This is a genomic window from Martinezella lusitana (assembly GCF_900094565.1).
In the GTDB taxonomy this organism is placed as follows: domain Bacteria; phylum Pseudomonadota; class Alphaproteobacteria; order Rhizobiales; family Rhizobiaceae; genus Rhizobium; species Rhizobium lusitanum.
Map to the genome: position 1 here is coordinate 561,690 of NZ_FMAF01000002.1, position 21,402 is coordinate 583,091.

At 61.2% G+C, this 21,402-nt stretch carries 23 protein-coding genes; 10 read left to right on the forward strand and 13 right to left on the reverse strand.

The genetic code is table 11. The features are described from left to right. The first annotated feature begins 61 nt into the window (after positions 1-61). Positions 62-1,069: an esterase-like activity of phytase family protein gene (locus GA0061101_RS05910; protein WP_167669530.1), complete on the forward strand. Its 1,008-nt coding sequence runs from the start codon at positions 62-64 to the stop codon at positions 1,067-1,069. A gap of 29 nt (positions 1,070-1,098) precedes the next feature. Here the strand turns inward: GA0061101_RS05910 and GA0061101_RS05915 are convergent, their stop codons facing one another. Both GA0061101_RS05915 and rpmB read right to left on the reverse strand, forming a co-directional pair. Then, positions 1,099-1,734 (reverse strand): queuosine precursor transporter, encoded by a 636-nt coding sequence (locus GA0061101_RS05915; protein WP_037196717.1) that lies wholly within the window; start codon positions 1,732-1,734, stop codon positions 1,099-1,101. A gap of 114 nt (positions 1,735-1,848) precedes the next feature. Next, positions 1,849-2,148 carry a 50S ribosomal protein L28 gene (gene rpmB, locus GA0061101_RS05920; protein ID WP_037196918.1) on the reverse strand — a complete coding sequence of 100 codons (300 nt, stop codon included), beginning with the start codon at positions 2,146-2,148 and terminating at the stop codon, positions 1,849-1,851. Between the two features lie 237 nt (positions 2,149-2,385). Between rpmB and GA0061101_RS05925 the strand changes: the two genes are divergently transcribed. Both GA0061101_RS05925 and yddG read left to right on the forward strand, forming a co-directional pair. After that, complete coding sequence (locus GA0061101_RS05925; RefSeq protein WP_047554345.1) at positions 2,386-3,162, forward strand: DUF3108 domain-containing protein; 777 nt, start codon at positions 2,386-2,388, stop codon at positions 3,160-3,162. Between the two features lie 141 nt (positions 3,163-3,303). Beyond that, positions 3,304-4,203 (forward strand): aromatic amino acid exporter YddG, encoded by a 900-nt coding sequence (gene yddG / locus GA0061101_RS05930; RefSeq protein WP_047637893.1) that lies wholly within the window; start codon positions 3,304-3,306, stop codon positions 4,201-4,203. Positions 4,204-4,225: 22 nt separating this feature from the next. On the opposite strand, the gene GA0061101_RS05935 is transcribed toward yddG, so the two are convergent. From GA0061101_RS05935 to gloB, 3 genes are all read right to left on the reverse strand, one after another. Beyond that, on the reverse strand, positions 4,226-5,341 hold the full coding sequence (locus GA0061101_RS05935) for an esterase (RefSeq protein ID WP_245297439.1): 1,116 nt from the start codon (positions 5,339-5,341) through the stop codon (positions 4,226-4,228). A 176-nt stretch (positions 5,342-5,517) separates the two neighbouring features. Next, the gene (locus tag GA0061101_RS05940) at positions 5,518-5,943 is read right to left on the reverse strand and encodes a cupin domain-containing protein (RefSeq protein WP_092573224.1); all 426 of its coding nucleotides are present in this window, start codon (positions 5,941-5,943) and stop codon (positions 5,518-5,520) included. Continuing rightward, complete coding sequence (gene gloB, locus GA0061101_RS05945; protein ID WP_037196709.1) at positions 5,943-6,713, reverse strand: hydroxyacylglutathione hydrolase; 771 nt, start codon at positions 6,711-6,713, stop codon at positions 5,943-5,945. Before gloB ends, GA0061101_RS05940 begins: the two co-directional genes overlap by 1 nt. 53 nt (positions 6,714-6,766) lie before the next feature. Between gloB and GA0061101_RS05950 the strand changes: the two genes are divergently transcribed. From GA0061101_RS05950 to GA0061101_RS05960, 3 genes are all read left to right on the forward strand, one after another. Continuing rightward, entirely contained in the window at positions 6,767-7,546 is a 780-nt protein-coding gene (locus GA0061101_RS05950) for a class I SAM-dependent methyltransferase (RefSeq protein WP_037196708.1), read from the forward strand. Between the two features lie 103 nt (positions 7,547-7,649). Further along, the gene (gene hisC / locus GA0061101_RS05955; protein WP_092573225.1) at positions 7,650-8,759 is read left to right on the forward strand and encodes a histidinol-phosphate transaminase; all 1,110 of its coding nucleotides are present in this window, start codon (positions 7,650-7,652) and stop codon (positions 8,757-8,759) included. Continuing rightward, positions 8,756-9,685, forward strand: a complete 930-nt coding sequence (locus GA0061101_RS05960; protein WP_092573226.1) for a prephenate/arogenate dehydrogenase family protein — start codon at positions 8,756-8,758, stop codon at positions 9,683-9,685. The genes hisC and GA0061101_RS05960 overlap by 4 nt, the downstream gene beginning before the upstream one ends. Before the next feature lie 39 nt (positions 9,686-9,724). Here GA0061101_RS05960 and GA0061101_RS05965 read toward each other — a convergent pair whose 3' ends face one another. Next, positions 9,725-10,738: a DUF2125 domain-containing protein gene (locus GA0061101_RS05965; RefSeq protein ID WP_047637967.1), complete on the reverse strand. Its 1,014-nt coding sequence runs from the start codon at positions 10,736-10,738 to the stop codon at positions 9,725-9,727. A 50-nt stretch (positions 10,739-10,788) separates the two neighbouring features. Between GA0061101_RS05965 and GA0061101_RS05970 the strand changes: the two genes are divergently transcribed. After that, positions 10,789-11,322 (forward strand): gamma-glutamylcyclotransferase, encoded by a 534-nt coding sequence (locus tag GA0061101_RS05970; RefSeq protein ID WP_092573227.1) that lies wholly within the window; start codon positions 10,789-10,791, stop codon positions 11,320-11,322. Between the two features lie 36 nt (positions 11,323-11,358). On the opposite strand, the gene GA0061101_RS05975 is transcribed toward GA0061101_RS05970, so the two are convergent. From GA0061101_RS05975 to ftsE, 4 genes are all read right to left on the reverse strand, one after another. Next, a complete protein-coding gene (locus GA0061101_RS05975) occupies positions 11,359-12,162 on the reverse strand; it encodes a lysophospholipid acyltransferase family protein (protein WP_047637900.1) in 804 nt (267 codons plus the stop codon). Between the two features lie 98 nt (positions 12,163-12,260). Continuing rightward, the gene (locus tag GA0061101_RS05980; protein ID WP_037196917.1) at positions 12,261-12,938 is read right to left on the reverse strand and encodes a YdcF family protein; all 678 of its coding nucleotides are present in this window, start codon (positions 12,936-12,938) and stop codon (positions 12,261-12,263) included. A gap of 114 nt (positions 12,939-13,052) precedes the next feature. Then, entirely contained in the window at positions 13,053-14,099 is a 1,047-nt protein-coding gene (locus GA0061101_RS05985; protein WP_208864991.1) for a cell division protein FtsX, read from the reverse strand. Further along, positions 14,092-14,751, reverse strand: a complete 660-nt coding sequence (gene ftsE, locus GA0061101_RS05990; RefSeq protein WP_034511554.1) for a cell division ATP-binding protein FtsE — start codon at positions 14,749-14,751, stop codon at positions 14,092-14,094. The genes GA0061101_RS05985 and ftsE overlap by 8 nt, the downstream gene beginning before the upstream one ends. Positions 14,752-14,960: 209 nt before the next feature. Here ftsE and GA0061101_RS05995 point away from each other — a divergent pair, with 209 nt between their 5' ends. From GA0061101_RS05995 to GA0061101_RS06005, 3 genes are all read left to right on the forward strand, one after another. Then, a complete protein-coding gene (locus GA0061101_RS05995) occupies positions 14,961-15,629 on the forward strand; it encodes a hypothetical protein (RefSeq protein ID WP_047637903.1) in 669 nt (222 codons plus the stop codon). 199 nt (positions 15,630-15,828) lie between these two features. After that, entirely contained in the window at positions 15,829-16,377 is a 549-nt protein-coding gene (hpt, locus tag GA0061101_RS06000; RefSeq protein WP_037196699.1) for a hypoxanthine phosphoribosyltransferase, read from the forward strand. Positions 16,378-16,535: 158 nt separating this feature from the next. Further along, the gene (locus GA0061101_RS06005) at positions 16,536-16,895 is read left to right on the forward strand and encodes a response regulator (protein WP_047637973.1); all 360 of its coding nucleotides are present in this window, start codon (positions 16,536-16,538) and stop codon (positions 16,893-16,895) included. Between the two features lie 15 nt (positions 16,896-16,910). Here GA0061101_RS06005 and GA0061101_RS06010 read toward each other — a convergent pair whose 3' ends face one another. From GA0061101_RS06010 to lptM, 3 genes are all read right to left on the reverse strand, one after another. Next, the gene (locus GA0061101_RS06010) at positions 16,911-19,652 is read right to left on the reverse strand and encodes a TIGR02302 family protein (RefSeq protein ID WP_092573229.1); all 2,742 of its coding nucleotides are present in this window, start codon (positions 19,650-19,652) and stop codon (positions 16,911-16,913) included. A gap of 246 nt (positions 19,653-19,898) precedes the next feature. Beyond that, positions 19,899-21,170 (reverse strand): diaminopimelate decarboxylase, encoded by a 1,272-nt coding sequence (lysA, locus tag GA0061101_RS06015; RefSeq protein WP_092573230.1) that lies wholly within the window; start codon positions 21,168-21,170, stop codon positions 19,899-19,901. Between the two features lie 13 nt (positions 21,171-21,183). Beyond that, a complete protein-coding gene (lptM, locus tag GA0061101_RS06020; RefSeq protein ID WP_037196915.1) occupies positions 21,184-21,375 on the reverse strand; it encodes an LPS translocon maturation chaperone LptM in 192 nt (63 codons plus the stop codon). Positions 21,376-21,402 lie beyond the last annotated feature (27 nt).

The following is a 21,402-nucleotide window of genomic DNA, read 5'->3' on the forward strand; positions in this document are numbered from 1 at the left end:
GGCCTCGCGGCCGATGCCCTTTCCTTTCGACAATACCGATTCCAAGGGCCGGCCGGTCGCAATGAGATGCGTCGGCCTGATAGCCATGCTGGCGCTGCTCGTCGGCTGCAGCTCCGGCGACGAGGGCGCTCCGGCCGATATTCGCGCCACTGTCATCTCCACCTTGAGGCCGGGTTCGCAGGAAACGCAGTTCGGGGCGCTGGAATTCGTCGGCGGTCTTGAACTCAGTTCGGACAATGCGCTCCTCGGTGCGATCTCAGCCATCCGCTTTCGTCCCGATCAACGTCATTTCATCTCGGTACTGGATACCGGCCACTGGCTGACCGGCGCCATCGAGCGCGACGACAAGGGTCGGCCGAAGGGTATCACCGAGGCGCGCATCATGCCGATGATCGACCGCTATGGGGACACCGACGCCGGCAAGGGGGCGATGGATGCCGAGGGGCTGGCCTTGCGCGGCGACCATGTCCTCGTGAGCTACGAGCAGCATCATCGCGTCGATACCTATCCCGACCCGGGTTTCGAGACCTCGCCGCCGGACGACACCATCCCCATCCTCATTCCGAGGCGCCAGCTGCGCGCCAATCGCAGCCTCGAAGCCCTGATGATCGCGCCACAGTCGAGCCCGCTTGCCGGAGCAGCCGTCATCGTTGCGGAGGATAGCCTGGATGATCAGGGCAACATGCTTGCGGCCATCCTTGACGGACCGCTGCAGGGCCGCTTCACCGTGCGGCATTACGATAGCTTCGATGTCAGCGACGGCGTGTTTCTGCCCGACGGGGATTTGCTGCTGCTGGAGCGGCGCTTCGGACTGGCCCATGGTCTCGGCATGCGCATCCGCCGTATTGCCGGCGCGGATATCAGGCCGGATGCGGTCGTGGACGGCAAGGTGATTTTCGAGGCCAATTCCAGAGAACAGATCGACAATATGGAAGGGATCGACGTGTTCCGCGCGGCCGATGGCACCCTGCACCTTATTCTGGTTTCGGACGACAATCACTCGATCCTGCAGCGCAGCCTGATGCTGGAATTCCGCCTGAGCGACGAAAGCGTCGTCAGCCAGAACTAGAAGCGGTTCGGACGTGAATTATCGCCCGTTCACGCGGTCGGGGCTTGCGGCATCGGCTTCAGCATGTTCATCAGCGCTCCATAGGGCAGCAGCATGACGAGGCCAACAGTTACCTTGACCGAGAAATCGCCGATCGCCCAGGAAATCCAGCGCGGCGCCGAGGTGGAGAACGCGCCGAGGATCGGCGCCCATTCGATCGCGAAGGGATCGTTCGGTCCGAAGAAGACGAAGAAGGGCGCGAAGGCAAAGGAGAAGAATATCAGCGTGTCCAGCATCGAGCCGATCAGCGAGCCGAACAGGGGCGCGCGCCACCAGGCCATGCGGCGCAGGCGATTGAAGACTGAGATGTCGAGAAGCTGGCCGGCGAGATAGGCCGAGCCTGAGGCGATCGCGATGCGGGGCTGTGCGGTGAAGAACGACAGGGCGACGCCGACGACGAAACCGGCGAACACTACCTTGCGTGCGGCCTTCGGGCCGAACTGGCGGTTGGTCAGATCGGTGATGAGAAAGGCGACGGGATAGGTGAAGGCGCCCCAGGTGAGGATATCCGCAAGGTTGATGCCGGCAAGCTGAGCCTGCAGCGGATACTGCACAAGGATATTGGAGGCGACGACGACCAGCGTCATCAGCAGAACGTAGATAAGGGTATGACGTGCCGTCAGCATTTTTTTATCCTGGGAGATGCCACCAGTTGAAGAAAACCGGACATGGAAAAAGGCTTGTCCGGATGTGATCCGTGCAAGCCTTTTAGCCCGTATGAAATCTCGAAGCGCTAGAGCTTAGGCAGCGACTGCGGCTTCAGCGGTCTTCTTGATGATCTGACGACGCAGCAGGCGGGCGCGCATGCTGAGTTCATTTTCGTTTGCCTTTAGAAGGAAAGCGTCAAGGCCGCCACGGTGCTCGACCGAGCGAAGCCCTGCAGCGGAAACGCGCAGACGGTAACGCTGGCCAAGAACGTCAGAAATCAGTGTGACCTGGCAAAGGTTCGGCAGGAACCGACGCTTGGTCTTGTTGTTGGCGTGGCTGACATTGTTGCCCACGAGGACGGCCTTGCCGGTCAATTCGCACATGCGGGACATGAAACACCTACTTTTGTTTTTCTTGGCCATCGGATAGTCGTTCCGGGCAAAACCCGACACGCAATCCAACAGGCCATAATTGGAAAGTTGCGTTTCTATAGTCAGAGCGACCGGCCGCGTCAAGCCAAACCTTGTGTTTTCCCGCAATTCCGTCAAAAAGCTGCTGTTCTCTTGCGGTCGCACCAAGCAGGTAAAGTATCTATATATCCTGCTTGATCCTCGTTGAAGGCCCTGATCATGGTTCAAATTCTGAAGTGCCTTATTATTTCGGCCGTCGTCGCGTCGATGCCATCCCTGGCGTCGGCCGATATGCTACGGCATGAAACACAGTATCGCGTTTCACTCGCCGGCCTGCCGATTGCCAGGGCGGATTTCAAGACCGAAGTTACAGGCAACCAATTCACGATCCGCGGCGATATCACGTCCGCGGGCCTCGCGGATCTCGTTACCTCGATCGATGCGAAGACTGATGTAGCCGGCGTCGTCAGCGATAATAAATTGCAGGCCACGCATTACTCGCTCTTCTACAAAAACGGCAAAAAAGAACGCACCTATGATGTCGCCTACACCAACGGCAATGTGACATCGAATACGATCGTGCCGGAGCCGAAGCGGTCAGACAGCTGGATCCCGCTGAGTGTGAGCGATCTGAAGTCGGTGCTCGATCCCATTTCCGGCATGATCTTTCCGATCACGCCCAGCCTCAATCTCTGCAACCAGACCCTGGCCGTCTTCGATGGTGAGATGCGCATGGATCTGAAATTGTCGCCGAAGGGATCGCACCCGTTCTCTACCGACGGATTCAAGGGCAAGACCATCGCCTGCGGTGTCCGCTTCACGCCGAAGAGCGGCTACAAGAGCACCCGCAAAGACTATCTCTATCTTGCCAAGAGCGACAATATGGAGATCTGGTTTGCCAAGGCCGATACCATGAATGTATATGCTCCGGTCTACGTCCGCATCCCGACGCAATACGGGACGGTGACGATAACCGCCGTGAAATACGGTAGCTGAGGTCGTCAAACGCTTCACAGAATCGCTTGACCGCCTCAGCCGTTATTTCTACGCAATTCCGGACGGAAAACCGCTGCGTACTTTTCCTGGTATTGCTCTAGCGGGCCTGGGGACGTCGGTGGCACCAGGCTGGGGGCAGAGTTGAAATTTCGTGCGACATTGACAGGTTTCTCGGCCATCGTGATGTGGTCGTTTCTGGCGCTGCTGACGGTGGCATCCGGCAAGATGCAGCCGTTTCAGCTGCTTGCCATCTGCTTTGCCATCGGCAGCATTCCCGGCATCGTCGTCTTGGCGCTGAGGCCCGAGCGCCTGCAGCTGCTGCGTCAGCCGGCCAAAGTCTGGATAACAGGCATCGTAGGGCTGTTCGGCTATCACTTCCTCTATTTCACTGCGCTGCGTCATGCGCCGGCGGTGGAAGCGGGCCTCATTGCCTATCTCTGGCCGCTGCTGATCGTCGTCGGTTCGGCGCTGCTGCCAGGTGAGCGGCTGCGCTGGTATCACATCCTCGGCGCGCTGATGGGGTTGGCGGGTACGGTTCTGATCGTCGGCCGCAACGGCTTTCATTTCGAAGGCGCCTATGCAATCGGTTACGGCGCGGCTTTGCTCTGTGCCTTCACATGGTCCGGCTATTCCCTGATCACCCGCCGTTTCGAGGCGGTGTCGACCGATGTCGTCACCATATTCTGCCTCGTGACATCAATTCTCTCGTTCCTCTGCCACCTCGGCCTGGAAGAGACGCTCTGGCCCGAGAGCCCGACGCAATGGATCGCCGTGCTCGGCCTCGGCCTCTTTCCGGTCGGTGCGGCATTCTATGCCTGGGATTTCGGCATCAAGAACGGTGACATCCAGATTCTCGGCGCGGCAAGCTATGCCGCGCCATTGCTGTCGACGCTGATCCTCACCCTTTTCGGCTTCGCGGAACCGAGCTGGGGCATCGCATTTGCCTGCCTGCTCGTGACCGGCGGGGCTGTGCTCGCGGCGCACCGCATGATTCTGCGCCGAGACAATGCCGGTTCGGCGCAGGCGGAAGCGGCGGAGTAATTTTCGCCGCAACCGGTGTCGGCTATTTCTTGAAGACCTTCTCCAGGAACGCGGCGAGCGACGGACGCCAGACGTCCATCTCATGCTGGAGATCCGGATACTCATGGTATTCGTGGGCGATCTTCTTTTCCTCGAGCGTCGCCTTGAGGCCGGCGACATCCTTGCCGACGACCTGATCCTTGCTTCCAACCGTTACTGTGAAATTGCGCAGCGCCTTGTTGATCTTGGCCGGTTCGTTCAGCGCGGCATCGACGGCCTTGTTCGGCACGGTCGTCGTGCTGACGCCGCTGAAGGTCGCGACCCAGCCGAAAATGCCGAGATGCGACAGGCCGGAGACGAGCGCCTGGTATCCGCCCTGCGACAGACCCACCACGGCGCGGCCGTCCGCATCGCTGCGCACCCGGTAGTGATTTTTCATGTAGGGGATGAGATCTTCGACAAGCTCCCGATCGGCCGCTTCAGCGTTGGCGGGATAGAAATCCTTACGACGGTCGGCTCCGGGGAAATTCTCGGCAATCGCTTCGGGCACGTCGGTTTCCGTGTCAGGAATGACCACGATCATCGGCTCGATTTTCTTTTCGGCAAGAAGGTTATCGAGGATCTGCGGTGCGCGGCCTTGCGCCACCCAGGAGCCGACCGTGTCGCCGAAGCCGTGATAGAGATAGAGCACCGGCAGCGGTTTCGATGAATCGGTGTAGCCAGGCGGCGTATAGACATACATCTGCCGCTCCGACTTGAGTGCCTTGGAATGCAGGGTCACCAGCCGCAGGTCGCCATGCGGCACATTGCGGGTATCGAGAATGCTGCCGGGCACCAGAATGAGGCTGGTATTGACCTGCCGCTGCGGCTTGGGTGCATTGGTGCCCGTGTCGATGCTGCGGAAGCCGTCAATATTGAAATAATATTCATAGAGATCGGGTTTCAGTACCTCGGTCTTCACGCTCCAGGTGCCATCGTCACCCCGTTGCATGGCCATCGGATCGTACGATCCAAGGACGACGGAGACCGCTTTTGCCGCCGGCGCATAGAGGCGGAAGGTGATTGATCCATCCTTTTCGACCGAGGTGACGAAGTTTTTCAGCGGGCGATCGGCCGGCGGTGAGGCGGGCGCGTCAAGGGCAAGGGCGGGAACGCTCATGACGCAACCCGCCACGATGAATAAAGGGAACAACAAACGCACGAAAAAGCCTCCTCCAGATGAAACAATATTCTCTCTCCCCGTGTAAAGCTGACGCAGCGTGACGCTTTTTCAAGACGGTCGGCATCGCACCGGCGCTTTGGGCCTGCGCGATGCCAACGAATGGTAAAGGGTTTTCAGGCGGAGGCGGGCTTCCAGTCGGGCGCAGCCATCTCGAAGCTCGAAAATTCGAAACCAGGAGCAACCGTGCAACCTACGAGCGTGAATTCGCCCAGGCTTTCGGCAGATTGCCACCAGTTGGCGGGAATGATCGCCTGCGGACGCTCGCCTCTTGCCAGATCGGTGCCGAGCACCAGCGTTTCGCTCGCCTCGCCATCGGCGGATCGATGCAAAGCGAGCGGCGCACCGGCATAATAGTGCCAGACCTCGGCGGCATCGCGGACCCGGTGCCAATGCGAGCGGTCGCCCGCCTCCAGCAGATAGTAGATCGCGGTGGAGTGGCCGCGCGCGCCGCCTTGTTCGTCACGGAAGGTCTGCACGTACCAGCCGCCCTCCGGATGCCGCTGCATGGAAAGCGTTTCGATGATCTCTTTCATCTGCATCAAAAATTGTCCTTGCGCTTGCGGATCTCCGCGAAAACCTCTTCGTTGCTGCGGCTTTCCATCAGCAGGTGACGGCGGATCGAGGGATCGGCGGCACGCAGGAAGGGGTTGGTTTCCTTCTCCAGCGCTAAAGTCGTCGGAATGGTGAACTTGCCCGCAGCTCTCAGCGCTTCAATATCGGCAGCCCGCGCCTTCAGCCGCTCGTTGTCGGGATCGATGGTGAGCGCGAAGCGGGCGTTGGAAAGCGTATATTCGTGGCCGAAATAGATTGCGGTCTCATCCGGCAATACGGCAAGCTTTTGCAACGAGGCCCACATGTCGGCCGCTATGCGCTCGAACAGCCGACCGCAGCCGAGCGCAAACAGCGTGTCGGCGGCAAAAAGCAGCTTGTCGTCCACGAAGTGATAGCAGACATGGCCGGCCGTGTGGCCCGGTGTCTCGATGACGTTGACCGTGTGACCGGCGAATTCGAACGTATCGCCATCGCCCACGGCCCGGTCGAGGCCGGGAATGGCGACGGCCTCGTTGATCGGGCCGATGATCTCGCAGCCGAATTGCTCCTTCAGCGCCAGATTGCCCTCGACGTGATCGGTGTGATGATGGGTTGTCAGGATGTGGCTGATCGTCCAGCCGCGACGATCAGCCGCCTTCAGAATGGGATCCGCCTCCGGGGCGTCGATCGATGCCGTCAATCCGGTTTCAGGGTCATGGACCAACACGCCAAAATTGTCGGACCGGCAGATAAATACCTCTAATTCCAATGGTTTCATGATCGAAATCGTCCTCGTCTTTTCCGTTGAGACAGAATGTAAGCTGTTCGGCCTTGAAGTCCAACGCTCGGCTGATAACATTTGTTTCGATGCACGCCGATATTGTCGATCTCCGTCAGTTCTATCATTCCGAGCTCGGACGCTTGGCGGAGCAGTCGATTGCCATGGCGCTTTCCTCCATCTGGGCGCGCATGCCGGAGGAGCGCCTCGTCGGCCTGGGCTATGCCGTTCCCTATCTTGATCGCTTCCGCACCGATACCGAGCGCACCTTCGCCTTCATGCCGGCGGGGCAGGGCGCGGTGAACTGGCCGATGGGCTCCGCATCGTCGACGGCATTGATCTTCGATGAAGAACTGCCGCTGCCTGACAGTTCGATCGATCGCGTGCTGATGGTGCATTCGCTTGAATTCGCCGAGAGCCCGCGCGAGACGCTGAAGGAACTGTGGCGGGTATTGGCGCCCGGTGGACGGCTTGTGATCGCCGTGCCGAACCGCCGGGGCGTCTGGGCGCGCATGGAGCACACGCCGTTTGGTTCCGGCCGGCCCTATTCGCGCGGCCAGCTCACCTCGCTGCTGCGGGAAACCAACTTCACGCCGGGAGCGACGGCCGAAGCGCTGTTCTTCCCGCCCTCCAAGCTGCGCACGGTGCTGCGGCTGCGCCGCGCGTTCGAAAGGGTAGGGCGCACGCTGTGGCCCGCTTTCTCCGGCGTCATCATCGTCGAGGCGCAGAAGCGGCTTTATCAGGGCCTGCCCGTCGCCGTCCGCGCCTCGCGCCGCGTCTTCGTGCCTGTTCTTGCGCCGCGCGGCATACCGACGACGCGCGACGGCGCCTGACAGGACCGCCGGCGGCGCAAACACTCGACAAATTTGTCAATCCGCATTAATGCGACGGGGTGTCTAAAGCCGGACGTTTCCGGCCCTTCCCAAGGTCGAACCCATGAGCATGGAAATGAGCAAGCCTGTCCCGCGTTCCGGCATTCTCGATATCGCCGCCTATGTGCCGGGCAAGGAGCATGCACCGGGCGTTGCGCGCGTGTTCAAGCTTTCCTCGAACGAAACGCCGCTCGGCGCCAGCCCGAAGGCCATCGAGGCCTTCCGCGGCGCGGCCGAGCATCTGGAGCGTTATCCGGACGGGCAGGCCAAGGAATTGCGTCAGGCAATCGCCGATGTGCATGGGCTGAACGTCGCCAATATTCTCTGCGGCAACGGTTCCGACGAGCTGCTGAGCCTGCTCTGCCATACCTATCTCGGTACCGGCGACGAAGGCATCATCACCGAGCATGGTTTCCTGGTCTACAAGATCCAGATCATGGCTGCCGGCGCGACGCCGGTTACGGTCAGGGAAAAGGATTGCACCGTCGATGTCGACGCCATTCTCGCCGCCGTCACCGAGAAGACAAAGATGGTCTTCATCGCCAATCCCGGCAATCCCACCGGTACCTATGTTGCGGTCAGCGAAATTCGCCGCCTGCATGCGCGTCTGCCGAAGCATGTGATCCTCGTGCTGGATGCTGCCTACGCCGAATATGTTCGCCGCAACGATTACGAGGCCGGTCTCGAGCTCGTCTCGGCCAACCAGAATGTCGTGATGACTCGAACGTTCTCGAAGATCTATGGTCTGGCGGCGCTTCGCATCGGCTGGATGTACGCGCCGGTCGATATCGTCGATGCGGTCAACCGTGTGCGCAGCCCGTTCAACATGAACAGCGGTGCCATCGCCGCGGGCGCTGCGGCCATTCGCGATCAGGCCTTCACCGAGAAGGCAGTCGCGTACAACACGCTCTGGATCGAGAAGATGACGGCTGCGCTCGAGGCCATCGGCCTCAAGGTGACGCCGTCGGTCGCGAATTTCATTCTCGTTCATTTCCCCGACAGCGAGGGCAAGCGCGCCGCCGAGGCCGATGATTTCCTCACCAGCCGCGGCTATATCGTCCGGGCCGTGCGCGCCTATGGCTTCCCGAATTCGCTGCGCATGAGCATCGGCACCGAAGAGGCCAATCTCGGCCTCATCGACACGCTGACCGAATTCATGGGGCGCAAGGCATGAGCGGCGTTCAGTTCGACCGTATCGCGCTGATCGGCATCGGCCTGATCGGCTCTTCCATCGCCCATGACATCAAGCGGCTGGGCCTTGCCAAGGAAATTGTGATCTCGACGCGCAGCGCCGAGACGCTGAAGCGCGCCGAGGAGCTGAAACTCGGCGATCGCTACACGCCGTCCTCGGCCGAGGCGGTCAAGGACGCCGATCTCGTCATCGTCTCCGTGCCTGTGGGAGCCTCGGAAAGCGTCGCCAAGGAAATCTCGGCGCATCTGAAGCCGGGCGCCATCGTCACCGACGTCGGTTCGACCAAGGCTTCCGTCATCGCGCAGATGCAGCCGCACATGCCCGCCAACGTGCATTTCATTCCCGGCCATCCGTTGGCGGGGACAGAGAAGTCAGGGCCGGATGCGGGCTTTGCCGGGCTGTTCGAAGGGCGCTGGTGCATCTTCACGCCGATCCCGAGCACCGACGAGGCAGCCATCCGGAAACTCCGGCATTTCTGGGAGACGCTCGGATCGCGCGTCGACGAAATGGATCCTGAGCATCACGACAAGGTGTTGGCGATCGTCTCGCACCTGCCGCATCTCATCGCCTACAACATCGTCGGCACCGCCGACGATCTGGAGACGGTGACCGAATCGGAAGTCATCAAATATTCCGCTTCCGGCTTCCGCGACTTTACCCGCCTTGCCGCGTCCGATCCGACCATGTGGCGCGATGTCTGCCTGCACAATCGCGATGCGATCCTGGAGATGCTGTCGCGCTTCTCGGAAGATCTCGCCTCCCTGCAGCGGGCGATCCGCTGGGGCGAGGGCGACAAGATCTTCGAACTTTTCACCCGCACCCGCGCCATTCGCCGCTCGATCGTCGAGGCGGGCCAGGACGTCGACGCACCGGATTTCGGGCGTCATGCTCTGGATGCGAAGAAGTAGCGGCTTTTCTTTCTGCCCTTGGGGCGAAGGTGTTGATCCTCAGATCGGCGGGATCTTCCCGAGCGGGATGAAGCCGCTGAGCGCGAGGCGGCCGCGATCGGCCGTCAGGTCGACGGAAACCTTGTCGGCGCCGTTTGCAAGCGCCTTCAGCAGCTTGGTGGCGGTCTTGATGACATTCTTGGCCGCCGGCAGCGTTGCCGTCAGACTATCGCCCCATGGCCCGATCTGATTGATCTCCAGCTTGAACTGGCCGGATAGAAGTCCCTGATCGTCGAAATTGAAAGGGCCTGATAGCGTCATGACGCGGCCGTCGCCGATATCGATGACGGCCTGATGCAGCACGCCTGCGGCACCGCGAAGGCCTTCCCGGTCGGTGCCGTCGAGCAGGCCGGCCTTGCCGGTCAGCGTCACATTGGCGCTTGTCGAGGCGGTCGGCAGCGTCTGCGGGAAATCCTTGATGACGGCATTGGCATTCTCGATACCGATCGCGAAATCCAGGTCGCTGCCGTTCTGGCTGGCGTGCATCTCGGTGCGGGCGGCGGTCACATCGGCGCTCTGGCCGGTGGCGGAGGAGACGATGGCTGCCTTCAGACCTTCGATAACTGTCTGGCTCTGCGCGACGCCACGCCCCTTGGCAACGAGGTTCGATTGCAGATCCGTCCATTCGGCCGATACCGCCAGCCCTTCGGCGGTGCGCAACTCGGCCGGTGATTTCAGGTTCCAGCTGACATGGTTCGGTTGATAGACCGGCGCCGAGGCATTGAGGGTTTGGAAATTGGCCGAGACACCTCGGGTCTGATTGTCGACGGTCACCGTGTCGCAGGTCAATCCCATGGAGAAGGGGAAGCCGCTGAAGGCCATATTTGTGCATTTGCCGGCAATGCCGGCGCTGTTCTGCTGGCCGAGCGCCTTCAGCACATTGGTTTTGACAATATTGGTCGCGTAATACCACCCGCCGGTATAGAGCCCGGCCAAGACCACCAACAGTCCTATCAGGATGAGCGATAGACGTTTACCTCGACCGGTCGCTACGCTCTGGCTTGACGCTGCCATGTTGTTCTCCAATGGTTGGACTGAAGTTTCACACTGATTTGGCGTTGGATATGGACGAATTTTGGGTGTTTGGCTACGGATCGCTCATGTGGAATCCGGGCTTCGACTATGAGGAAAAGGCGGAGGCCATTATTTTCGGCTACCGCCGCTCGCTTTGCGTTCGTTCCTGGGTCCATCGCGGCACAGAGGCCAGTCCCGGCCTGGTCCTCGGTCTCGATCGTGGCGGCTCCTGCCGCGGCATGGCGTTTCGCGTCTCGACGGCTGCGTGGGACGAGGTATTGGCCTATTTGCGCGAGCGTGAACTGGTCACCAATGTCTATCTGGAAAGGATAGCGCCGATCCGGCTCGCCGATGGCCGGCGCGTGATCTCCGTCGCCTATGTCGTCGACCGCGATCACAGGCAATATGCCGGCGCGCTGGACGCCATAGAGGCCGCTCATATCGTCGAATCCGCCAGCGGCCAGTCTGGCCCGAACGATGCCTATGTCTTCAACACGCTGACGCATTTGCGCGAGATGGGGATTCGCGATCAGTGGCTCGAGCATGTCGCCGGTGAAATCGAGCGTATGCGGGAAGCGTCCTGACAGGCCGTTCTTCAACGTGATGCGGCCGCCTTCGGTTCAAACCGCCGCAGTGGTCACTTTTGCCTTGCCGATTTCCGCCAGACGCTGTGCTGCGGTCGGCGGGACGGGGAGATGCGGATTGTTGGCGATCGTTTCGACCAGCAGTTCGTCGCTCGCCTTTTCCGTCTCCTCCATCAGCCGCGCAAAGAAGGCGTCGGGATCCATGCCGGGCTGGATCGGCGGCAGGATGCGCACCTTGAGGTGGCCTGGATATTTGCGGAAGGTGCGGCGCGGCCAGAACAGGCCGGGATGCATGGCGACGGCGACGACGGGGATTCCGAGATCGCGATACATGCGGGCGATGCCGTATTTATAGACCGGTTCGGCGCCCGGCGGGCGGCGGGTGCCCTCGGGGTAGATGATGAGCTGGCGGCCGGTGGCGAGTTCCTCCCGCGTGCGCTTCAATACGTCGAACATCACCTTGCCGCGGGCGCCTCGGTCCACCGGGATCATGCGCTGCTTCCCCGCATACCAGCCGAACAACGGAATCCACATCAGCTCGCGCTTCAGGATATAGACCGGATCGTCGAGATAGGGCAGCAGCGCGAAGGTGTCCCAGAAGGACTGATGCTTGGGCGCGAAGATGTAGCTGCCCTTGGGGATATTCTCGAGGCCCTCGATCTCGAAGGTGGTGCCGACGATCTTTTCCATCAGCCAGGTGCTGGATTTCGCCCATGCCTTGGGGATTGCATATGCAGCCTTGCGCGGCATCAGAAAATAGATCGGCGACAGCACGATCATGCGAATGATCAGATTGGCATAGAAGGCTGTGTTGAACAGGACCGAACGCAAGATAATCATCAAGACTTTCCCAATGCACCGGCTTGCGCCGGCATCCTAAGGCTTGCCTACACGATTACGGCGTCAATAAAAAGTCGGTGTGTGTGCGGCCGGAGATCTCAGTCCGGATCGTCGCTCTGTTCCTGCGAGCGCAGACCGACCGGACGCCCCAGGCCAGTCAGATTGCGGGCGCCGGTGAGGAGAACCTTGGCATATTCGGAGATCATCGTGCGCAGCGCATTCGGGTCGGTGAACCAGTTCTTGGTCTTCAAATCGGAATTGACAACCGGATAGGGAATGAAATCCGTCGCGGGATCGACATATTTCAGTTCCGCGAGGCTGCGGGGCATGTGGTAGTTGTTCGTCACCACCAGGACGCTCTTATAGCCCTTGGCGTGGATCCACTTTGCCGCTTCGCGTGCATTGCCGATCGTATCGATGGCATCATAGCCGATGTCGACGCAGCAATTGAAGAGACCGACCGAGCTCTGCGTCAGCCTGCGGATCTGCGACGGCGTCGTGGTCGGATGTGCGCCAGATATCAGCAGCCGGTGGCCCGCGCCGGAGCGCAGCAATTCGACGGCCTGGTCGATCCGCTGATAGCCGCCCGTCAACACGACGATGGCGTCTGCCTTGGGCTCGAGCGGTGGCTTCAGCGTGGTGATCGAATCGGCAAAATGCAGAAAGCCGCCGAAAATGATGGCGGCGAGAAAGATGAAGGCGAAGCCGCCCCAGCGCAGGAGGCGCCGGAACAAGCTGCGACGCACAGGTCTATCGCTGCGGGATTCCTCCCGCATCGACTGCGAACTCACGGTCTTGCGAGTCGACAGATCCATGCTCATGATTCGGTACTATACGACAATTGCGGCAAGGAACGGGCTGACGGACAGCAAAAAATACTCACCGCGGCGTCAATTCTGCACACCGTCGGCCCTGCCGGGATCGGAACGGATCAGATCGATCTCGTAGATCGTGCGCATGACGGTGAAGCGCGCCGTGAGAGTCGTGAGCAGGGCGATGACGATCATGGTTGCGAGAATGCCGACATAGCCGAGCGCGCCTACGGAAAAAGTGCCGAAAAGGGCGGTTGCCTGGTCGGTCTGCGGCGTGGCGATCGTGCGGCTCTGCAGGATGCCGGCGCTTGCGAAGAACAGGGCGGCGAGGCCGCTGCCGGCTGCCGACCCCTTCAGGCTGATCTTCAGGAAGTGCTTTTGAAATTCGGTTGCGACGAAGGTGCTCTCGGCACCGACGAAGTGCAATACCTCGACGATGTGGCGATTGCCCGAGAGCGCGCCGCGGGTGGCGAAGACTACGGTCAGCACCATGGCCGTGAAGACCAGCAGCAGGACGCCGGTGCCGATGAGGACTGTTGTGTGCGCCATCGACACCAGCCGGTCGACCCAGGTGCGGTGGTCGTCCAGCGTCGCTTGCGAGATCTGCGCCTTGAGCAGGGCGCGCATCGCCTCGAAATCCGGCGGGTGCGTCTCGTCGATGGTGATGATGACGAGGCGGGGGACGGGCAATTCCTTGATGTCCAGGCCGGCGCCGAGCCATGGCTCGAGAAGACGCGCAGTTGCCGCCTCGTCGACGATCTGGCCGGACTTGGTGCCGACGAAGCTCAGCGCGATGTCGCGGGCGCTGACCAGCGCCTTCTCCATGTCGAGATTGTCGTCCGGCTTGATCTGGATGGTGATCTCGCGGGAAATCTGGCTCTCCCAGCTTGCCGCCGTCGCGCGCACCATGCTGACGGCGCCGAGCGTGAGGCAGGCGAGGAAGGCCATGATGGCGATGACGACGATCAGCGCGTTGCCCTGAATATTGGAGGACGGCACGATCGGCCCGGTGGCGCGCACGCGCATTTCCGGCCGCTTCCGCTCCGGCGGAGGAGCGGGGGGTGTTTGCTGCGACTGCGCAGCTTTGGCATTCGAGGCTTTCCTGCGGGGCGCGGGCTCAGTCATAGATATCGAGATGCCCTCCCGACAGAATCATGCGCCTAGCCTCGATCTGGTCCATCAGGCCGAGGTCGTGCGTGGCGATGACGACCGCAGTGCCGAGGCGATTGAGCTCCAGGAACAGGTTGAGCAGCCGTCGTGCCATCGGCGGATCGACATTGCCTGTCGGCTCGTCGGCGAGCAGGATTTCCGGGCGGTCGATGAGGGCGCGCGCAATGGCGGCGCGTTGCTTTTCGCCGCCTGACAGAACCGGCGGCAGTACGTTGATGCGCTCGCCGAGGCCGACCCATTTCAGCAGTTCCAACACATCGGTACGATAGGAACTTTCATCCTTGCCGCGCACACGCAGCGGAAGGGCGACATTCTCGTAGGTCGTCAGATGGTCGAGCAGCCGGAAATCCTGAAAGACGATGCCGACGCGCCGGCGCAGGAGCGGCAGCTCGTTGCGCGGGATCGAGGAAATCTCCCGGTCGAACATGCGGATCAGCCCACGGGTCGGCTGCAGCGACATGAAGAGCAGCCGCAGCAGAGTCGTCTTACCGGCACCGGAAGGTCCGGTCAGGAACTGGAACGATTTTCTCGGAATGTCGAAGCTCAGGTCGCGGAGGATTTCCGGACCCATGCCGTAGCGCAAACCGACGTTCTCAAAGTGAATCAACGGGCAGTCCAGTCTTCCGCAGGGTTCAATCAGGCGACTTGTTAACCAATGGCATTAACAGCCGGTAAATTTTCTGGAAAGGCGCCCCATTCATGGCGATCTTTGCGAAGCATTAACCATTAAAATTTACGACTGGGCAGGATTCGTTTCAATGCCCAGATTAGCAATGGGCGTCGAAACCATGTGGATCACCGCAAAGGGAGGTCATCATGGGCGCTTTTCGCCACCGGCAGCAGCAGGCGGGGCTGGTTTATGACCTCATTCCGCCCGAACCTGGGTCTGGTTCGGGTCAGTCGCACCGTTTCGTGCCGAAGCAGGATATCATCGATGCCGAATTCGTGACCGTCATTGGCGGCCGCGGCAGGAGCGCTTCGGGCGTCAACATGCGCCACGACGGTCCCTCCGGATCGAAAGCGCCGTCACGGCCGAAGCGTGGGAATGTCCTCTCGCGAACCCTATCCGCTTTGCGTTTTGCCGAAGGCGTTTTGCAGCAGGCATCGCGGCGCTGCTTCGTGGCGCTCATCGTCGCCCTTGCCGTGCTCGTCTTCGGACTTGCCGGTGGATTTTCCGGATTGTCCAGCGCACCGAACGAGGCGGCGGGCGAACCGCTGCAATTCTCGCATGTGACGCTGACGCCGCGCGACGAGAACGGCATGCGCGTCCTGACACTGAATGGCATCATCGAGAATGCGAGCGGTGCCACCCTGTCGATACCGTCGATGCGCGCCGATCTCTTTGCCGGCGACCAGCTGGTGCGAAGCGTCGTCGTCAATGCGCCGATGAACCGTCTCGGGCCGCATGAAAGCCGCGGATTTTCCACACGATTGCAGCATCCTGGTGGAAAAACGCCGGATGTTCGTCTTTCCTTCATGCCCTAGGGCGTGATGTCGAAAAGTGTAAGCTGCTTTCGGGCGACATCACGCTCTACCTGTTTGATTCGAGAGCGGATTCAGATTTTAGGTCGATTCGACCTAAAATCATCCGGCTCTAGGGGGTGTGTCAGGCTTGCCGATTGTGCTACGGGCTTGTGCTTGATCGGCGGCCGAGTGCCGCAGCAGCCATGGAGCATGCCAATCAATGCCTGTCGTACGCGGGAAGAACATCGAGCCGCTTTTCACTGCCGAGCAGATTGCCGAGCGCAATCATGCCATGGCGAAGGAAATTGCCAGCGGACCGACGAAGGATCTCCTCGTCATCGCCATCCTCAAGGGTTCGTTTATTTTTGCCGCCGACCTGTTGCGCGCGCTGCACGAGACGGGGCTGGCGCCGGAGGTCGAGTTCATCACCCTTTCGAGCTATGGCGCGGGCACGGTCTCCCAGGGCGTGCGCATCGTGAAGGACATCGACAGCGATGTGAGGGATCGCGACGTGCTGCTGATCGACGATATTCTGGAATCGGGCCGTACGCTGCGTTTTGCCAAGGAACTGCTCTATGAGCGCGGCGCCCGCAATGTGACGCTCGCCGTCCTGCTGGACAAGAGCGTCAAGCGCCAGGAGGAGCTGGAGGCCGATTATGTCGGCTTCGAATGCCCCGACTATTTCGTTGTCGGCTACGGTATGGACGTTGCCTATGCCTTCCGCGAACTGCCCTTCGTCGGCGTGGTCCTCGGCGACGCCACCCCGTAATCTGCGTTAATGGGGCAGTCGGCCCGGCTGTCCCATTCTGCTCCGGCGATGACGACTCATTAACCACGGAGCCTAATCGTCCCCCCGTCGTTTACCTATCGCAAACGGAATTCTGGTGATTTCTGTCGCGGAACATGATGGACCACGGAGCACAGACCATGGCAAAAATTCTGATTACGGAAGACGAGGACTCTCTTCGCACCTTTGTCGCCCGCGCCTTGCGCTTGGACGGCCACGAGACCGAAGAGGCGGCCGACGGCGCCGAAGGTCTGGAAAAGCTCAAGCTGGGCGGTTTCGACCTGCTTCTCTCGGATATCCGTATGCCGGTCATGGACGGCATCGAACTCGCGCATCAGGCGCATTCGACCTGGCCTGGAATGAAGATCCTGCTGATGACCGGATATGCCGAGCAGCGCGAGCGCGCCGACGACCTTATGGAAAAGATCGTCGATGTCGTGGCCAAGCCCTTTGCGCTGCCGGATATCCGCAAGGCCGTCGCCCGCGCATTGGCTGCTTGATCTGCGCTGCCTGTCTTATTGCCCCAGATTCAGCAAACGCTCCAGATAACGCCGTTCCTCGCTTAGCGAAGGATTGTTGCTCAGCCGCTCGCGAATGGCGTCCAGAATTTCGCGGGCGCGCTGCGCTTTGATGATGTCCGGCACCATGTTCTCGTTGGCGCTGTCGATGGGACCGTTGGTTTCGGGGCTCCGCCCAAGCGGATCGCGGCTGTTCTGATTACCCTGGCCCGATTGCCCCTGCAATTGGCCTTGGCCCTGTCCCTGTTGCTGCATCTGCGCCATGAGTTGGTTCATCATGTCGCGGGTGCCCTTGCGCAAGGCGTCCAGCGCACGGGCTTGGCCCTGCACGGCGCCTTCGCCGTTGCCTTCGGTCAGCTGGCCGGATGCGCCCTTCATCTCCTGCTGAGCCTTGCCATAATTCTGGTTCGGCTTCATCCCCATCGAACCGAGGTTTTTCTGGAGTTCGCCGAGTTGCTTGGCGAGGTCGTCCTGCTGCTGGCGCAGCTGCTTCAAGGCATCGCGCAGTTGGTCGGCCGTCATGCCGTCGGTGGGGTCGCTGTCCTTCTTGCCTTGCTGGTTCTGGCCCTGTTGCTGATCCTGCTGCCCCTGATTTCGCTGCCCCATGTCCGGGCGCATCTGGTCACCGAGATTGGGCAGTGGCTGGTCCATCAGGCCATCGCCGTCCTCGTTGGAGTCGCCGCGCTGCATGCGGTCGCGCATAGCCTGATCGAACTTGAAGGTCTGATCCATCAGCTTCTGTTGGTCGCGCATGATGCGGCCGAGCTTGTCCATCTGCTCTCGCATCTTGTCATTTGCTTGGTTCTGTTGCTGCTGCCCAGGTTGCGGCTTGCCGGCCTGGAGGCTGTTCATCAGCTGCTGCAGCTCGGACAGCATCTGCTGCGCTGCCTGGCGATTGCCGGAGCGGGCGAGGTTTTCGATCTGGTCCATCATGCGCTGCAGGTCCTGCTGACGCAGAATATTGGCTGAACGCTGGTTGGGCTGGGCGGGCATGTTGCGCATGCGTTCGGCCAGTTCCTTCATGTAGGCGTCCATCGCCTTGCGCAGCTCGGCCGTCAGCTTCTTGATCTCGTCATCGGAGGCATTGCGCTGCAAGGCGTCGGAGAGCTTCTGCTGGGCATCCCGCAGCGCTTTTTCCGCATCGGTCAGCTGCGCGTCTTCCATGCCGAGCGCGATCTGCCAGAGATAGTCGGCCGTATCCTTCAGTGAGGCTTCGCTGCTGGCGAGCTTCATGCGCGTCAGGGCCGATCTGATCGCCAGATAGTTGCCGAGATCGGAAATGGTTTCTTCCGGCCTGACGGTCAGCGATTTATTGAGCTCGATCGCCTCCGGCATCTTGCGGGTATCGAGCGCGAAGACCTGGCGTTCCTCGGCGACGGCAGCGGCAAGCGGCTGGCTGAAATTGCGCGGCGGCAGCACCATCTCATAGGGCGCGCTGCGCCCGGTCTGCCCGGCGCCGTCCTTGGCGACCAGGGCGATGCGAACACGCTTGCCGGCAAGGGGATCCTGCGTCAGATCGTGGCTCGCCAGACCCTTGCCGTTTCGGCGGTCTCGGCGCGGAATGTCCAGCTTGAATTCCGGCAGGTCATAGAGCGGCGTCGCCGAGGGATCGGAATCGACGGGCACGATCTCCGCATGGGCTTCCTCGACGCCGTAATCGTCCTTGACCCTGAAGCCGAGTTCCAACGCGCCGTTGGCGGTCGCGTGCGGAATGCCGTCAAACGTGATTTCCGGCGGCTTGTCGGAGATCACCTTGAACGACCAGGACTTGCCGTTGACCGTCAGTTCGCCACCCTTTTCGAGCTTGAGAACATGGGTGCGCGCAATCATTGCATCGGTGCTGGACGCGTTGGCGGCGTTATTGACCACCGGCTGCGCGACGGGCGGGGCCGCCGGTCCGCTACCGGCAGGGGCTTGATTGCCGGCATCGGCGACCTGTTCCGGAACCTCGGTGCCCTTGTCGGCGCCAGTTGCCTGGAACAACACTTTTTCATCCGTGGAGGCGCCCGTAACCCGCACCGTGAGTTCGGAGAATTGCGGCACGTTGAGATTGTCACTGGCATTGGCGACGTTGCCTGTGAGATAGATCGGCGCCTGGCCGGTGTAATAGGGCGGAGTGACCCAGGCATCGACGCGGACATCCGGATTGCTTGATGTGGAGGTCGATGCCGTGAAGGCATCGCTCAACGAGCCGCCGCCATTGGATCCGGAAAAGCTGAAGGCGGTCACCAGCAGCAAGGCCGGAATGGCACGTAGTGCGAAGCGGTCGTAACGCGCGATATCCGGCCTCGGCAGGCCCGCATCCAATGCGGCGATACGCTGCGCCATGCGGGCCTGATGCTCGCGCCAAAGTGCGCGGGCAAAGGGCGTGTCGAAAGCCGGCTCGTCCTCCTGCACGGCGACCGGCTGGTGCGCCAGGCCGTTGCGTTCCTCCAGCAGGCGGTCGGCCTCTCTGACACTCGGCCAGCGCAGGCGGCGCAGCGGATAGAGGGAGATGGCGAAACCGACGGCGAAGACGGCGAGCAGCAGGAAGCGCAGGACATCGGGCGCGATGCGGAAAATGCCGAACCAGGCGGCTGAAAGGAAAAGAGCAATAATGGACGCCGGCAGCAGCAGCCCCGGCAGCAGCTGCTCGGAAACCAGCACGAGCCGAGCAAACAGACGCTTGACCGCAACCATGCGCGCCAGCGCCGGGCGGGTGGCGAAAGCGCCCTTCTTAGGGTTGCTGGGGCTGGTCATCGGTCCGGTTTTCTCCCGATCTGACGTTGATGGCTAGTTGCCCGTTGGAAATGGCCGGGCATCCCACACGCCCGCGCTCGCGGCGCCCGGCGAGACGCCATTCGAACAAAGATAACATTCTTTGTGGCGAAGACGAGGGCAAGCGGTGCCAAAGGCTGCTTTTTCATCGGACTTCGCTGAAACGTGATCGATCGGACAGGGACGGATGGGTCTGCCCTTGCTGCCCGAAATCCCGAGCAAAGCCGATTATCCCTCGAGCCAGGCCGGGATGGAATCCAGCCCGATCAGCTCCTCATAGGTGCCGCGCGGGCGGATGATATGGAATTCGCCACCCTTGACCAGCACTTCGGGAACCAGAAGCCGGCTGTTGTAGGTGCCGGCCTGCACGGCGCCATAGGCACCGCCGGAGCTGACGGCGAGGAGATCGCCGGGCTTCGGCATCGCCATTTCGCGGTCGAGCGCCAGATAATCGCCGGTCTCGCAGACCGGGCCGACGACATCGGCCTTGATGCGTGGAGCATTGGCAGCGGTGATCGCGACCGGCCGGATCTCGTGATAGGCCTCGTAAAGCGTCGGGCGGATCAGATCGTTCATCGCGCCGTCGACGATGACGAAGCTCTTGTTGCCGCCATCCTTCACATAAATGACTTCCGTCACCAGAATGCCGGCATTGCCGACGATCAGGCGGCCAGGCTCGGTGACGATCTTGCAGTTGAGGCCGCGCAGCTGGTTCTTGACGATCTGCGCATAGGCATCGGGCAAAGGCGGCGGATCGTTGTCGTCGCGATAGGGGATGCCGAGGCCGCCGCCGATGTCGACATGATGGATATCGTGGCCGTCGCCGCGCAGCGTTTCCACAAGATCGCGCAGCAGCTTGAAGGCATCGTCGAAAGGCTGCAGCTCGGTGATCTGGCTGCCGATATGCATGTCGATGCCGGTGGCATTGATGCCGGGCAGGCTGGCGGCGCGGGCATAGACGGCGCGGGCGCGCTCCCAGGAGATGCCGAACTTGTTTTCCTTCTTGCCGGTCGAGATCTTCGCATGCGTGCGGGCATCGACATCGGGGTTGATACGGAAGGAAACGGGCGCGATCTTGCCGGCGCGGACGGCGCGCTGGTTCAAAACCTCCAGCTCGGGCTCGGATTCGACGTTGAAGCAGTAGATGCCGGCTTCGAGCGCGACGTCCATTTCCTGCGCCGTCTTGCCGACGCCGGAGAACATGATGCGGTTTGCCGGGATTCCCGCAGCTAGGGCGCGGCGCAGCTCGCCGACGGAGACGACGTCAACACCGGCGCCGAGGCGGCCGAGCGTCTTCAGTACCGCCTGGTTGGAATTGGCCTTCATGGCGTAGCACACCATGGCATCGACATCGCTGAAGGCTTCGGAGAAGACGCGATAGTGGCGCTCGAGCGTCGCCGTCGAATAGACATAGAAAGGGGTGCCGACCGCCTTGGCGATCTCGGGAACCGGAACATCCTCGGCATAGAGGATGCCGTCGCGATACTGAAAATGGTTCACGATCGATGCCTATTTAGAGAAGCGGATCAAGGAAGAACTTCTTGTCCGGGCTGGGCTCTTTGGTCGGCTTGGAGACGTCGCCGCCCTTGGTCGCGTGAGCACTCGGCGGGTCGAGATCGCCTTTGCGGCCACATCCGACGACGGCAAGGCCGACGACCGAAAGCACGACGGTCAGGCGGATGATATGCGGCATGTTGATCTGCATCGAAATCCTCTTGGGCGACAAACGCGA

Excerpts from the sequence above, each read along its gene's own strand:
- GA0061101_RS05910 (WP_167669530.1), top strand. The coding sequence starts at position 62 with ATGAGATGCGTCGGCCTGATAGCCATGCTGGCGCTGCTCGTCGGCTGC.
- GA0061101_RS05915 (WP_037196717.1), bottom strand. The coding sequence starts at position 1,734 with ATGCTGACGGCACGTCATACCCTTATCTACGTTCTGCTGATGACGCTG.
- rpmB (WP_037196918.1), bottom strand. The coding sequence starts at position 2,148 with ATGTCCCGCATGTGCGAATTGACCGGCAAGGCCGTCCTCGTGGGCAAC.
- GA0061101_RS05925 (WP_047554345.1), top strand. The coding sequence starts at position 2,386 with ATGGTTCAAATTCTGAAGTGCCTTATTATTTCGGCCGTCGTCGCGTCG.
- GA0061101_RS05935 (WP_245297439.1), bottom strand. The coding sequence starts at position 5,341 with ATGAGCGTTCCCGCCCTTGCCCTTGACGCGCCCGCCTCACCGCCGGCC.
- GA0061101_RS05940 (WP_092573224.1), bottom strand. The coding sequence starts at position 5,943 with ATGCAGATGAAAGAGATCATCGAAACGCTTTCCATGCAGCGGCATCCG.
- gloB (WP_037196709.1), bottom strand. The coding sequence starts at position 6,713 with ATGAAACCATTGGAATTAGAGGTATTTATCTGCCGGTCCGACAATTTT.
- hisC (WP_092573225.1), top strand. The coding sequence starts at position 7,650 with ATGAGCATGGAAATGAGCAAGCCTGTCCCGCGTTCCGGCATTCTCGAT.
- GA0061101_RS05960 (WP_092573226.1), top strand. The coding sequence starts at position 8,756 with ATGAGCGGCGTTCAGTTCGACCGTATCGCGCTGATCGGCATCGGCCTG.
- GA0061101_RS05965 (WP_047637967.1), bottom strand. The coding sequence starts at position 10,738 with ATGGCAGCGTCAAGCCAGAGCGTAGCGACCGGTCGAGGTAAACGTCTA.
- GA0061101_RS05970 (WP_092573227.1), top strand. The coding sequence starts at position 10,789 with ATGGACGAATTTTGGGTGTTTGGCTACGGATCGCTCATGTGGAATCCG.
- GA0061101_RS05975 (WP_047637900.1), bottom strand. The coding sequence starts at position 12,162 with ATGATTATCTTGCGTTCGGTCCTGTTCAACACAGCCTTCTATGCCAAT.
- GA0061101_RS05980 (WP_037196917.1), bottom strand. The coding sequence starts at position 12,938 with ATGCGGGAGGAATCCCGCAGCGATAGACCTGTGCGTCGCAGCTTGTTC.
- GA0061101_RS05985 (WP_208864991.1), bottom strand. The coding sequence starts at position 14,099 with ATGACTGAGCCCGCGCCCCGCAGGAAAGCCTCGAATGCCAAAGCTGCG.
- GA0061101_RS05995 (WP_047637903.1), top strand. The coding sequence starts at position 14,961 with ATGGGCGCTTTTCGCCACCGGCAGCAGCAGGCGGGGCTGGTTTATGAC.
- hpt (WP_037196699.1), top strand. The coding sequence starts at position 15,829 with ATGCCTGTCGTACGCGGGAAGAACATCGAGCCGCTTTTCACTGCCGAG.
- GA0061101_RS06005 (WP_047637973.1), top strand. The coding sequence starts at position 16,536 with ATGGCAAAAATTCTGATTACGGAAGACGAGGACTCTCTTCGCACCTTT.
- GA0061101_RS06010 (WP_092573229.1), bottom strand. The coding sequence starts at position 19,652 with ATGACCAGCCCCAGCAACCCTAAGAAGGGCGCTTTCGCCACCCGCCCG.
- lptM (WP_037196915.1), bottom strand. The coding sequence starts at position 21,375 with ATGCAGATCAACATGCCGCATATCATCCGCCTGACCGTCGTGCTTTCG.